Annotated in this window: 11 protein-coding genes; 8 read left to right on the top strand and 3 right to left on the bottom strand. The window is 60.2% G+C overall.

What is annotated here, in order from left to right; genetic code table 11:
* Positions 1 to 115 precede the first annotated feature (115 nt).
* On the top strand, positions 116 to 304 hold the full coding sequence (locus HMPREF2978_RS06360) for a hypothetical protein (RefSeq protein ID WP_012715171.1): 189 nt from the start codon (positions 116 to 118) through the stop codon (positions 302 to 304).
* Positions 305 to 460: 156 nt separating this feature from the next.
* Here HMPREF2978_RS06360 and HMPREF2978_RS06355 read toward each other — a convergent pair whose 3' ends face one another.
* Both HMPREF2978_RS06355 and HMPREF2978_RS06350 read right to left on the bottom strand, forming a co-directional pair.
* A complete protein-coding gene (locus HMPREF2978_RS06355; protein ID WP_070526524.1) occupies positions 461 to 2,188 on the bottom strand; it encodes a CYTH and CHAD domain-containing protein in 1,728 nt (575 codons plus the stop codon).
* A 112-nt stretch (positions 2,189 to 2,300) separates the two neighbouring features.
* Positions 2,301 to 3,377, bottom strand: a complete 1,077-nt coding sequence (locus HMPREF2978_RS06350; protein WP_070744678.1) for a DUF2786 domain-containing protein — start codon at positions 3,375 to 3,377, stop codon at positions 2,301 to 2,303.
* A gap of 198 nt (positions 3,378 to 3,575) precedes the next feature.
* On the opposite strand from HMPREF2978_RS06350, the gene HMPREF2978_RS06345 reads away from it, so the two are divergent.
* The 4 genes from HMPREF2978_RS06345 to HMPREF2978_RS06330 all read left to right on the top strand — a co-directional run bounded on the left by HMPREF2978_RS06345 (position 3,576) and on the right by HMPREF2978_RS06330 (position 8,919).
* Complete coding sequence (locus HMPREF2978_RS06345; protein WP_070526530.1) at positions 3,576 to 4,913, top strand: glutamine synthetase family protein; 1,338 nt, start codon at positions 3,576 to 3,578, stop codon at positions 4,911 to 4,913.
* A gap of 7 nt (positions 4,914 to 4,920) precedes the next feature.
* Positions 4,921 to 7,980, top strand: coding sequence for a bifunctional [glutamine synthetase] adenylyltransferase/[glutamine synthetase]-adenylyl-L-tyrosine phosphorylase (locus tag HMPREF2978_RS06340; RefSeq protein ID WP_070526533.1), 3,060 nt, complete (start codon positions 4,921 to 4,923; stop codon positions 7,978 to 7,980).
* A gap of 155 nt (positions 7,981 to 8,135) precedes the next feature.
* Entirely contained in the window at positions 8,136 to 8,453 is a 318-nt protein-coding gene (locus HMPREF2978_RS06335; protein WP_070744676.1) for a hypothetical protein, read from the top strand.
* 28 nt (positions 8,454 to 8,481) lie between these two features.
* Complete coding sequence (locus HMPREF2978_RS06330) at positions 8,482 to 8,919, top strand: hypothetical protein (protein WP_070744674.1); 438 nt, start codon at positions 8,482 to 8,484, stop codon at positions 8,917 to 8,919.
* A gap of 312 nt (positions 8,920 to 9,231) precedes the next feature.
* Here HMPREF2978_RS06330 and HMPREF2978_RS06325 read toward each other — a convergent pair whose 3' ends face one another.
* Positions 9,232 to 10,533: an MFS transporter gene (locus HMPREF2978_RS06325; RefSeq protein WP_070744672.1), complete on the bottom strand. Its 1,302-nt coding sequence runs from the start codon at positions 10,531 to 10,533 to the stop codon at positions 9,232 to 9,234.
* Between the two features lie 38 nt (positions 10,534 to 10,571).
* Between HMPREF2978_RS06325 and thrC the strand changes: the two genes are divergently transcribed.
* The 3 genes from thrC to HMPREF2978_RS06315 are packed head-to-tail and all read left to right on the top strand — an operon-like array spanning position 10,572 to position 13,014.
* Positions 10,572 to 12,017, top strand: coding sequence for a threonine synthase (gene thrC / locus HMPREF2978_RS06320; protein WP_070744670.1), 1,446 nt, complete (start codon positions 10,572 to 10,574; stop codon positions 12,015 to 12,017).
* 3 nt (positions 12,018 to 12,020) lie between these two features.
* Positions 12,021 to 12,173, top strand: coding sequence for a hypothetical protein (locus HMPREF2978_RS13240; protein ID WP_168162404.1), 153 nt, complete (start codon positions 12,021 to 12,023; stop codon positions 12,171 to 12,173).
* Positions 12,166 to 13,014: a trypsin-like serine protease gene (locus tag HMPREF2978_RS06315; protein ID WP_070744668.1), complete on the top strand. Its 849-nt coding sequence runs from the start codon at positions 12,166 to 12,168 to the stop codon at positions 13,012 to 13,014. Before HMPREF2978_RS13240 ends, HMPREF2978_RS06315 begins: the two co-directional genes overlap by 8 nt.
* The last annotated feature ends 4 nt before the right edge of the window (positions 13,015 to 13,018 follow it).

Below are 13,018 nucleotides of genomic sequence, written 5' to 3'. Positions count from 1 at the left end.
CCTGCCTAAAAGTAAAAGCAGGACTAAGTGACCTATCTATTCTAACGGGCGTTGCCTGCAGGCGGTCTGTAGTGTGGGGTGCACTGAATGAGAGCTTAAAAGAATGGAGAAGATTATGGCTGAAGCCGACAACAAGTGGTTCTATGACCCGTCAACCGGTGAAGTATCCCAGGGCAAGGTGTCTGGTTGGGAGAACCGCATGGGGCCTTATGATTCCCGCGAGGAGGCCGAGCGCGCCATTGAAATCGCGCAAGCTCGTACCGCTGCTGCTGATGCTGAGGACGCCGCCGAGGACGATTACTAAGCACCATACTGCGAAGTCCTAACAGGCCAATGTTGAAGCCTGCTTGAGAATTCCGCTAATAGCAACGGCCCACACCACCGCATAGGCGTGAAGGTGTGGGCCGCTTCTGATCGCTGCCTTGCAACACGGGAAGGCTAGCGGAGCAAAACCAGCCGGCTAGCGCAGCTTCTTGCGCAGCGGCTTGAACGCAGACTTGATGGCCTTGAAGCTATCCGAGTAGGCATTGAGTGTTTCCAACCCGATGACGCGCTCACGCTGGTAGAGAAGGCCGTAACCGAAGGTGTCTTCACCGCGTCGGCGTGCGGTTTCTGCCAACTCGAGCAACTTATCGCGAGAGGTTACAGAATCCTGGAAGTCACCCAAGACTGATTGCATATGCTTGCAGGCCTTGTAGAGGTTCTTCGTCTTCAACGTGGTGGCGGATCCAGCAGCTTCCGCGGCATAGCGCAGCTTCTTTGCTGCCTTGCGCATGTCGTGGAAGTACTCTTCACGCTCATGCAGCGTCAGCTCGGTGTTATCCCAGTTGGAGACGGCCTTCTTGTGGCGCTTGACCAACTTGTCATAAGCCTGCTTCAGGTGCAGAGCCATCACCGTATCGAGATCGTGGGGCTCGTCTTCCGAATCCGGCTTGGCGTGCTTCGGCTCGTAGTCCTTTGCTGCCTCGTGAGCCTCAGCGGGCTCTGGGGATGCCGTATCGATAGTTGCAGCATCTTCCGCCCCGCTATCTGCAGACGTGCTATCTGCGTCAGCGGATGCGTCCTCCCCGGCAACCGGTGGATTGGCAAGGAAAGCATCCAGCGCATCGAGCAGAGCCAAGTACTGGTCGGAATCAAGTGCAGCGATAACGCGACGATGCGCACGGCGGTAGGCGCGGCCCATGTCGTGAGCAATGTGCTCGCGGGTAGCTTCATCGAGAACATCGGAGTCCTCTGACGCGAGGAGGTTCTGCCAGCGTTCTTCCACAACCTCGGCGTCACGGGCGACGCCCAGCATGGCCGCAAGTTCCTTCAGATCTGACTCAATGCGCTCGATTTCGGGGCCCACCACAATGCCGTGGAAGGTCTGCAAGTGGCTGCGCAATTCACGGGTAGCCACGCGCATCTGGTGCACCGAATCCCATTCATCACGGCGAACGCGCGGATCAAACTCGACGAGTTTGTCTCGGTTGGCCTTCAACGCCTCCACGACTGCCGCCGCGGGTGAGCCCGGCTCCACGTTTGATGCAGCAAGCGCTGGGGGAAGCTCGACGTTGTTGATGGAATCTCCCAATGCAGACTTCAGCTTGGACGGCGAGGAGGAAACCCGAGCCCCAGAACTGATCAGTAGGGATGTGGCATGCCGTAGCAGTTTGCTGCCTGCTTTAGTACCCGGCAGTTCCCCGGCAAGCTCTACTTCCCACTCACGCCACGTGCTCTGGGAGCCGCCCGGCAGGAAGGAGAATGCGGTGACATGGTCATCGCAGAACTCAGCAACTGGCTGCTCATCCGCGTCAACGAGAAGTAATTCGGTGCGGTTGTTATCCACCTGGGCGATGGGCTCAAGTGGCTGGTTGCGGACCACTGAGCGGACCTGGTGGAGCAATTCATCCGGAACCTCGTACTTGCCGTCGACGGGCTCACCCAGTTCCGCGCGGATTTCAGTTCGTCCCTGCGCGCCGGGAATCTTGATGTGCCATCCATCGTCATTTCCACCGGTGCGTCGCCGCAGCGTGATCTTCGCATGGGTAAGGCGGAGATCCTTGGTGTCGTAGTAAATCGCGGACAACGAGTGGTGGCGGGTTTCTGCAACACGGGCGACCTCATCGATGTGGGTGAGATCCGGCATGGGGGTGGTCTCATCCACAGCGAACTTGGCTTCGATTTCAAGGAACGTCTTTGGAGACATGTACACACCTTCGTCGGGGGAGCGAAATTATAAAAGAGGAGGAATCAAACCTCAGTACTGCCTTCTAGGTTACCTGGCTATTAGCGTAAAATGTGCCAGCTGATGATCGCCTCTAGCGGGTGAGTTGGCGGCGTCCTTTAAGCCCCGAGGAGTCACCTCCCAAGTGAGACTTTTCTGCAGCTGATGCGCCGGCAGTCATTCCCGTGTGGCTTCGTACAGCCAAGGACATTGTGCGTGCATTCGGGAAGAACCTATCGGTCACTGCTTCTGCTTTGCGTCGGCGTTCTTCCACGGCTGATAGCGATTGCTGTGCCAGGGCTACTTCGTCTTGTCGTGCGTTGCAGCCGCGTGATGCCGAGCCTTTCGCTTCAGCTTCGTGAGACTCCAGCGTCGCGTTTGCTTCCTCTAAGAGCTCGCCGATGCGGGTGGCATAAGACAGGATGAAGCTTCGGCGAAAGGAAGCTACATTGCCATGCTGACGCGCGCTTTCGGCGTGCTCACCGTGGTGCATGTGCCATTCGCACTGCCGCAGGAGTGAAGCGAAAAGTTCGGTGACGTGGCGGACGTCCTCCTCAGCGCCAATGACGGCGACGATCCCTTTGTGGTGAAGCTGGAGGGCAGTGCATCCGTTCCTATCCGCGATGACGCTGAGGAGCGTGGTCTTGTGGTTGATATAGGGCGCGTTGATATGGATTCGGGTGGACACCACAGTGCCCGAGGAGTCGGTGAGTGTCCCTTCCAGGCGGTGCCGCTGTTGAAGGCTCTGGGCTTTGGCGATGAGCGCGCTGGCTTCTTCTTCGTAAGGGGTGGATTCTGCTTTTCGCAGAAGATGAGTGATTTTGTCGCGGATTCTATTCTCCTTGCTGCCGCGGGATGTCTGAGAGTTCTTTCTTTGTGCTGCCAACACATCAACGTCCCGAAGGGGCGGCAGGAAGCTGATTGCTTCAATAAGTTGCATGAGGTCATCAGCAGACATGGTCATTGAGGCAGGCGGAGTGATGCTCAACCATTCCTTGCGCAGCGCAGTGGAACTAATCTGTGCGGGAACATGAGGGGCGGCGCGATAAATGAGTGGGTGGCAAAAGCTACCCACGACGTGGAGCAGGTCCTTAGGCGACCATCCTTGCTGGGCTGCTTGGCTAATGAGCTCGATTCCTCGTTGACTCAGGGTTGCGTGGTGTGTGTTCATGGCTGTTCCTCATCATTCTTTATGGGTACATCTGTTCGGTTGTGGGGCCATTCAAGCACGTGATGCAGACAGGGGTCGGAAGAGTCGAAAAAATTTGCCCCCGAGATACTCTTGCCAACTGGGCTAACAATTCGCAGTGCGGGGGCAAAAGAAGAAACTTTCTCCGTGGCTTCGGCGCGCGGCGGTAGGGTTTAAAGCATGAACAGCCAACACGAATTCGTCCTTCGTACAGTTGAAGAACGCGATATCCGCTTCATTCGCCTCTGGTTCACTGACATCTTGGGGGCGCTGAAATCGGTGGTAATGAGCCCCTCAGAGTTGGAATCCGCCTTCGAGGAAGGTGTTGGCTTCGACGGCTCTTCCGTGGAAGGGTTCTCCCGCATTTCGGAGGCGGACACCATCGCAATGCCGGACCCTTCAACTTTCCAGATCATGCCCTTTGACAAGGAGGAACCCGAGCTCCTTTCGGCGCGCATGTTCTGCGACATTACCCAGCCCGATGGGCAACCTTCCTTGGTGGACCCGCGTCACATCTTGCGCCGTCAGGTCACCGAGGCGGCCAATGAAGGATTCACGTGTAAAGCTTCTCCTGAGATTGAGTTTTATCTCCTTGAAGACGCCCGCGATATCAACAAGCTCATTGCCACTGATAACGGAGGCTATTTCGACCAAGCCACGCACGATAATGCTCCAAGCTTCCGGCGCCGGTCGATGTACGCGCTGGAATCCATGGGAATCGCCACAGAATTTAGCCACCATGAAACGTCACCTGGCCAGCAGGAGATCGATCTGCGTCATGCTGACGTGCTGTCCATGGCAGACCACATCATGACGTTCCGCTATCTCATCAAAGAGGTCGCCTCACAGCAGGGCGTGCACGCGACATTCATGCCCAAGCCTTTTGAGAATCGCTCGGGCTCGGGCATGCATACCCACTTGAGCCTTTTCGAGGGAGACTCCAACGCCTTCCATGACCCTGATGATGAGATTTCTCTGTCCAGCACAGGGCGGCAGTTCATCGCCGGCATTCTCGAGCACGCAGTGGAGATGACGGCGATCACCAATCAGTGGACCAACTCCTATAAGCGCCTGATGTTTGGCAGCGAGGCCCCAGGGTCAGTGACGTGGGGAATTTCTAATCGCTCTGCGCTGGTGCGAGTGCCCACTTACCGTCTTTCCAAGGAAATGTCGCGCCGAGTTGAAATCCGCTCGCTGGATTCAGCGATGAACCCCTACCTGGGATACGCGGTGCTCCTTGCCGCTGGTTTGCGTGGAATCAGAGAAGGCTATGAGCTAGGGGACCCTGCTGAGGATGACGTCCACCAGCTGACCCGCCGCGAACGCCGTGCGATGGGGTATAAGGATCTGCCCAGCAGCCTGGACCAAGCCCTCCGAGAATTCGAGCGCTCCGAGTTTATGGCGGAGGTCTTGGGCGAGCACGTCTTTGAGTACTTCCTGCGCTCAAAGTGGGACGAGTGGCATGAGTACCAGCAGCAAATCACCGCATTCGAATTGCGCAACAACCTGAACTTCTAGGAGAAGCATGCGTCCAGCATCAGTACCGTCCCCAGCTACTCTTGGTCTGACCCGGCCCACTGCTGCGGAGGATCTGTCCAAGCTCGGGTGGGACAATCCGGAGTCCCTTGAGCTGCTGTGGACATTGGCCGGTGCCGGTGATCCCGATATGGCCCTCAACACGCTGATGAGGATCGTCGAGGGAGCGCCTGAGATTGGCCCGGCGATGCGCGAGGACGAAACATTTCGGGTGCGGCTCATCGCCCTGCTGGGTGGCTCCTCGGCGTTCGGTGATCATCTCGCTGCGAATCCAGAAACCTGGCAAGAACTGCAGCGGCCATTGCCGACGCCTACCGAAATGCTGCACACACTACTCACAGAGGTCGAGGCGGAACCTGCGACATACGTTGAGCAACCAGGCCAGCCTGACACCGCCAGCCCCGACCTGACGTCTCCCGGCACCTACCGGGCAGCACCGGGGGACCACAAAGCATCGCTCAAAGTGGCCTACCGGACGCTGATGATGCGCATTGCCGCCCATGACCTCGCAGGTACTTTCCACTCGCGCAAGGGGCAGTCACGCCCACAGCCGCGAGTAGGTTTCCGGGAAGTCACCAGGCTGACGACGGCCCTCGCAGATGCCGCCTTGACGGCAGCACTCGCCGGTGCGGTCCGGGTGGTCTATGGGGACGAGGCACTCGATGCGCAGCTGGCCGTCATCGCGATGGGCAAGTGCGGCGCGGGCGAATTGAACTACATCTCCGACGTGGACGTGATCTTCGTGGGCTCGGAGGCCACGCCACGGATTACCCGTCTAGCATCAGAATTCAACCGGATTGGCTCAGCCTGCTTCTTCGAGGTTGACGCCAACCTGCGCCCGGAAGGCAAGTCCGGCGCCTTGGTCCGAACTCTGGATTCGCACGTGGCCTATTACAAGCGGTGGGCAGAAACCTGGGAGTTCCAAGCGCTGCTGAAGGCACGGCCGCAAACCGGCTATTTGCCCTTGGGTAAGGACTACCTGGAACAGATCGGGCCGATGGTGTGGACTGCATCGCAGCGGGAGTCCTTCGTGGAAGACGTTCAAGCTATGCGCCGCCGCGTGCTGGATAATGTCCCAGAGGAGATGCGCCTTCGCGAGCTTAAGCTGGGGGAGGGCGGTCTGCGTGACGTGGAATTCGCCGTCCAGTTGTTGCAGTTGGTACATGGACGCTCGGATGAATCGCTGCGCACGCTTGCCACGGTCGATGCACTCGCAGCATTGGTGCGCGCCGGGTATGTGGGACGTGAAGACGGCACCCAGCTTATCGAGGCCTACGAATTTTTGCGTTTGCTTGAGCACCGCCTCCAGCTGGAGCGCTTCCGCCGGACTCATACGCTGCCGGAGAAAGACGACAGCTCAGCGCTTACATGGCTGGCTATCAATGCAGGATTCCACCCGCAGGGGCACCAGTCGGCAGCGGACCGGATGAATATCCAACTGCGGAAGATTCGACTGCTTATCTCTGAGCTCCACTCGCGTTTGTTCTACCGCCCGCTGCTCAATTCCGTGGCCTCGATGTCGGCGGACGAACTCAAACTCTCCCGCGAAGCGGCACTTCTGCAGCTGGCGGCGTTGGGCTATCGCCACCCGGACCGCGCCTTCGAGCATCTCACCTCCCTGGCAGCGGGGCAGTCGCGCAAGGCCCGCATTCAGGCCATCCTGCTTCCAACGCTGATGGAGTGGCTCTCCAACACCGCTGACCCAGACATGGGCCTGTTGAATTACCGCAAGCTTTCTGAGGCAGCTTATGACCGGACGTGGTTCTTGCGCATGCTTCGCGACGAAGGCGTTGTCGGCCAGCGCCTCATGAAGATTTTGGGCACCTCGCCTTTCACATCGGAGCTGATTATTCGCGCGCCGGACGTCGTCAAGCAGCTCTCCGATGGCGCGGCAGGGCCCAAGCTGTTGGAAACCAAGCCCGAGCAAGTGTCCTCTGCCTTGATTAATTCCACCAAGCGCCACGCTGATCCGGACAAGGCCGTGTCGGTCGCTAGAGCCCTTCGCCGCGTAGAGCTGGCGCGGATCGCCGCTGCCGATTTGCTGGGCTTCCTGCCGGTTCAACAGGTGTGCTTTGAACTGTCCACCATCTGGAATGCTGTGCTGGAGGCCGCGCTGCGTGCCGAGGTCAGAGCATGGAGGCTGGGCAATGACGATGCCGAACCACCAGCCCGCATCGCCGTGATTGGTATGGGCCGGCTCGGAGGCATGGAGCTGGGCTTTGGCTCCGACGCCGATGTCATCGTGGTGGCGGAGCCAACCGGAGAAAACGCCGAGGAGGAAGCACTGCCCTGGGCCATCGGCATCATTGAGAAGCTGCGCCGCCGTCTGGCAAAACCTTCCGGGGATCCGCCCTTGGACGTGGACTTGGGTTTGCGGCCCGAGGGGCGCTCAGGAGCAGTTGTGCGCTCGATCGAATCCTATGAGCGCTATTACTCGCAGTGGGGCGAGCCTTGGGAGATGCAGGCTTTGCTCCGCGCGGCCTTCGTGGCGGGGGATGAGGAAGTCGGTACACGTTTCCTCAGCATGGTGGATGCTTTCCGCTACCCGCCGAAGGGCGTGAGCGAGAAGACCATTCGTGATATCCGCCGAATGAAGGCGCGCGTTGATAACGAGCGCCTCCCGCGCGGCGCCGACCGCAATACCCACACCAAGCTGGGGCGCGGCGGACTGACGGATATCGAATGGACCGTCCAGCTGCTTCAGATGATGCATGCCCACGAGGTTCCGGCACTGCATGATCCGTCCACGCTGCGGGTGCTGGATGCCCTCGAGGACAATGAGGTTATCCCTGTCGAGCAAGTACAGGAGCTGCGGGAGGCCTGGCTCTTGGCCACCGATGCCCGCAATGCGCTGGTGCTGGTGCGCGGCAAGCGCGTGGACCAGCTTCCGGCACCGGGCCCGCAGCTGGCGCAGGTGGCCGGCGCGGCCGGGTGGGAACCTGAGCGCAATCAGCAATTCTTGGAGCACTACCTCAAGGTGACCCGGCACGCGCGGAAAATCGTGGATGAGGTGTTCTGGGGTGAGGCAGAGTCCTTCGAGCATGACTAGCAGAAGGCAGTTGCTTTGCCCCTGACCCGCACCCTGAGCTCACCCGGATCTTTCCCTGACTTTGGAGCGAGCCCCTGTTCTATCAGGGGAGCAGCCGATAGCCTTAGGTGGCAGTGAACAAACATAGTTCCCACGCCTCGAAAAGGAGTTACGCAATGAGCCTTAACCTGTCCCTCGACTTGAACGATGCCACTCTTGCTGATCTCGACGCCTTCCTCTCCGCCGCCCGCGCCGCAGGGTGCGACCCCGCCGCCGCGCTGAGCGTGGAGGGGACGGTGATGCGGTTGGACGTCGACAAGCCCCGCGTTACCCCTACGGAGCCGAAGCCTGAGGCCCCGCGCCGCACCAGCCTGGATCGCTCCGTGGCGGAGTCCACCATCCGCTCCATCATCGATGCTCTGTCCGAGCGCCTCGATTCACCGCACCCGCCGCACGGAAATTCTTTTGGCACCTTTGGCCCCCGCGCGGATTAAGCCGCGAATGTGAGAGAAGTCTAGACTTATGGCCGTGAAGTCCAAGCAGATTATCGCGGTATGGGTCCTCGTGGTGGTAGCAGTCATCACCGCTGTTGGCGCGGGCTGGTGGGCTACAGAGCGGCACCAGGTGCCGGAGGGGGCGCTGACGGTGGAGCAGGTGGTCAACGGCGGTGTCCCGCAGGATCCGTCGGCAGGCGCCGAGCTTGACCCGGCTGAAAATGATCGCATTGTCTCGCTGGCGGAAGCACTAGGGATTCCATCGGAGTCAGTGCCGCGCGGACTCCTGTCGGTGGCGTCGGATAGGTACCGCTCCCGTCAGATGCTTGAGGCGGATCTGGAGAAGGCCGTGGAGGCGGGCGCCATCACGAAGGATGATGCGAAGGGCGTGCTTGCCGCCTTTGATGCCGGTGTCGTCGCCCCAGTGGATGGCCCTATTTTTGTGGAGTCCACCCCAGCCGAATAAGCCTGGTGAACCCCACCGGTTGAGCTTGTTGGTACGGAGCCCACAGGGACTGGCAGGTGATGCGCAGTCAATGAGGATCTGTCTGGCAGCCGCGGCTCTTAAGCTCACACGCACAGATAACGAAACGATAAAGGTTGGTGCGTTGAGGTGGAGAAACGACGAAAACTACGCGAGCTGCTCAGGACCGCAGTGGGAGTGAGCATCGCCATTCTCGTCCCCATCGGCGGTGGGCTCGGGGTCTTTGAAGTGGCCAATGGGCTGCCCCTTGAGGCGCCGTTGAGTGCCTTGGCCTTTCAGTAGTCCAGCCCTGTGCTAACCCACCTGCACGATTCTGGCGTGCGGTCCTTCCTCCTCGCCCCGGCTGCGCAGGATGTGGGTGATGAGAACCCCCACGATGCCAATGCACCACACCCCAAAGACCGCCCAGGCGGCGAGCCGGAAATCATGGAAGGGGTAGTCGGGCCCGTTGCCCAAGTGGTCCAACACCATACCGACGAGCTGGGCGCCGATGACCGTGGCGATGAAGCCGCCCATGTTTCCCAGCCCCGTCGCCGTGGCGACGACGCGGCGATCCAGGTTTTCGCGGACAATGTCGAATCCATAATTTGCCACCGGTGTGCACAGGGCCACCAGGCTGATGAGGATGAACAGTGAGAGGTAGCTGCCGCCGAAGAGGAAGAACAGGACCCATACCGCGCAGTGGATAGCCACAAACCCTAAGGCGAGCCACGGACGGAAACCCCTGGCCCGGGACGATAACCTGCCGTGCAGGGGGCCAATCAGCACCATGAACACGCTAAACCACGTCAGGACCCAGCCGGCGCTAGTCTTAGAAAAATCCATGCCCGCGGTCATCAAGGGCACTCCCCACAGCATGACAAACACGTTGGTGGCTCCCAGACCAATCCAGTGAATGAAAAACGCCTGCCAGGCCACAGGAGAACGGAAAACGGTGGATAGCAGCGCTGCTGTGCTTTCCGGCTTCGCGTTAGGTTTTTCCTTCGGCTTGGGCACGATGCCCAGTGATTCAGGGGAATCCGCAACCGCCACCGCGGCCGCGACGGCGATGAGAATACCCACCGCACCCAAGGTAACGAAGGCCATGGTCCATCCGCCCCACCCCAGCAGCATGGCAAAAGGTAAGGCGGACATGAACTGACCTAGCTGCCCCAGCGAGGAGGTGACCTGGGTGAACATGGGGGTGCGGTGCAGCGGGAACCAATAAGGCAGGATGCGCATCACCGACAAGAAGGCGGTGGCATCACCCGCGCCGATGAGCAGGCGGGCGGCAATGGCTACCCAGTAATTGCTAGTAAAACCGAGAAGCACCTGGCCGAGTCCCATGATGGCGGAACCGATGACGAGCAGGCGCCGGGGGCCGAATTTATCGATGAGCATGCCGGTAGGGATCTGCGCCAGTGAATAGATACCCAATTGCACAGAGGTGAAAACAGCAATGCGCGCGGCATCTACCTCGAAGCGGTCGATGGCCTCGAGCCCCGCTACGCCAAAAGATGTGCGGCCGGTAATCGCCACGATGTAAACCAACACCGCAGCTACCCACACGGAGAGAGCCTTAGTGGTAATTACATTGCGAGGATGAGGAACCGACATGGCTGATACTTTACGCGGCACCAACTAAGATGCAGGGGGTGAAGTACATTTCGACCCGCGATACCGACCGCCAGCCCGCCTCCTTTACGGACATTCTCCTCGGAGGTCTGGCCCCTGATGGCGGCCTCTACCTGCCGGAAACTTACCCCCGCATTGATGACGCCACCCTTACCCAGTGGCGCCAGACCTTGGCTGAGGGCGGCTACGCGGCCCTGGCCGCGGAGGTGCTCAAGCTCTTCGTGGACGATATTCCTGCAGAGGACCTCGAGGGGATTGCCCAGCGCGCCTACACCTACCCGAAGTTTGACCACGAGGAGATCGTCCCCGTCAGCGAGCTGGGGGAGGGCCTTTACATCGGCCACCTCTCTGAGGGGCCGACGGCCGCCTTCAAGGACATGGCCATGCAGATGTTGGGCGAGCTCTTCGAATACGAGCTGGCACGTCGCGGCGAAACCCTCAACATCCTAGGCGCTACCTCGGGTGACACCGGTTCCTCGGCGGAGTACGCGATGCGCGGGCGCAAGGGCATCCGCGTCTTTATGCTGACCCCAGCCGGGCGCATGACGCCCTTCCAGCAGGCCCAGATGTTTGGGCTGGATGACCCGAATATCTGCAATATCGCCCTCGATGGAGTCTTTGATGACTGCCAGGACGTGGTCAAGGCGGTATCTGCCGACGCTAACTTCAAGGCAGAAAACCGTATCGGTGCGGTCAACTCTATTAACTGGGCCCGCCTCATGGCGCAGGTGGTCTACTACATCAACTGCTATCTCAAGGTCACCACGGAAAACACGGAGAAGGTCTCCTTCAGCGTGCCCACCGGCAACTTTGGTGATATCTGCGCGGGCCACATCGCCCGCCAGATGGGCCTGCCCATCGACCGCCTCATCGTCGCGACCAATGAAAACGACGTGCTCGATGAGTTCTTCCGCACCGGCAGCTACCGCCCGCGCTCCTCGGAGCAAACCCACAAGACGTCTTCGCCGTCGATGGATATTTCCCGCGCCTCCAACTTTGAGCGCTTCGCTTTCGATCTGCTGGGCCGCGATGCCGCGCAGATTAAGGAGCTTTTCGGGACGAAGGTGAAGGAAGGCGGGTTCAACGTCGACAAGCAGGCGCTCGACGCCGCCCACACCGAGTACGGTTTCCTGTCTGGTTCCTCCACCCACGCGGACCGCCTGGCCACCATCAAGGATGTCCACGAGCGCTACAACGTGCTGGTGGATCCGCACACGGCCGACGGCATCAAGGTCGCCCGCGCGGTACAGGATGAGTACGGCGTTGACACGCCCATCGTGTGCCTCGAGACCGCCCTGCCAGTGAAGTTTGCGGAGACCATCGCGGAGGCCATCGGCAGCGAACCAGAGGTGCCTGAGCGTTTCGCCGGCATCTTGGAAGCCGAGCGCCACGTTACCGATCTGCCCAATGATGCCGCGGCGGTGAAGGACTACATCACGCAGTACATCAAGAGCACGGAGGTTTAAACAATGGGACAGGAACAATTCTCAGGACCCGAGTATTTCACTGAATTTGACCCAGAGAAGTTCATCCGTGACATGAAGCAGGTCGCGGAGATGGAGAAGGAAAATAAGGAGAACAAGGCGGACTCGGGTGAGGCTGCAGCAGAAGAGGATGCCTAGGTTTCTCCTCACGGGGGTGCTCAGCACAGCAGCTCTAGTGGTAGCTGGGTGCACGGTGCAGACGGGCGTTGACGCTGTTCCCGAGGCTGCTTCGCATACCTCCGAGGACACCACGATTGAGCCGCCCCCGCCGGAGATTCACACGCCGGGTGCGTCCCCGGTGCCCCCGGGCGCCGCACTGGATATCTCTGGCATGCAGCCCGTTCCCGGCGAAGCCTTCGACTTCAACCTGTGCACGGTGGCGTGGAGCTTCGTGCTTGACGACGGCCGCACCATCGCCGTCACCGCCTCCCATTGCGGTGAGCCAGGGGATACGGTGTGGGCGGGTGCCGCGGACGGGGAATTCATTTACCCGGCCGAGCCTGTGGGCAGCATCATCTACTCCGACCTTAGCGCGCCGGACACGCACCAGCTGGATTTCGCTTTGGTGGAGATCACGCGGCAGGCGGAGTTTCATGTCCCCCAGGACATGCCCACCAGCGTGGTCGCCGCGGGGCAGGAGGAGCTCCCCGATGAAGTGTGCAAGCTGGGGCGCATTACCGGTGAGACCTGCGGCCCGCTTACTCACGGCGAGGGACACGGGAAACTCCAGTTTGGTGACCGCACAGTGGATACCGTCTCCGCGCGCGCCCAAGTCTGCTCCACGCACGGCGATTCGGGCGCTCCGGTCTTTGGCGCGCCGGGCAGCCCCTTTGAAGGGGTAATCGTCGGTGTCCTTTCGGGAACGACGGAAGCAGCCGCGGGTGGTGAGGGCTGTGCGCACGGTTCGGAGGCAGAGATGTCCTTTACTTCTGCGGCGGATATTGAGGCGCTCCTTCCGGAGATTCTGGCACAGGTTTAAGCGC

The sequence above is a fragment of the Corynebacterium sp. HMSC074C01 genome (genome assembly GCF_001814605.1).
Lineage (GTDB): Bacteria > Actinomycetota > Actinomycetes > Mycobacteriales > Mycobacteriaceae > Corynebacterium.
This window is presented reverse-complemented; position numbering and strand designations above follow the sequence as displayed.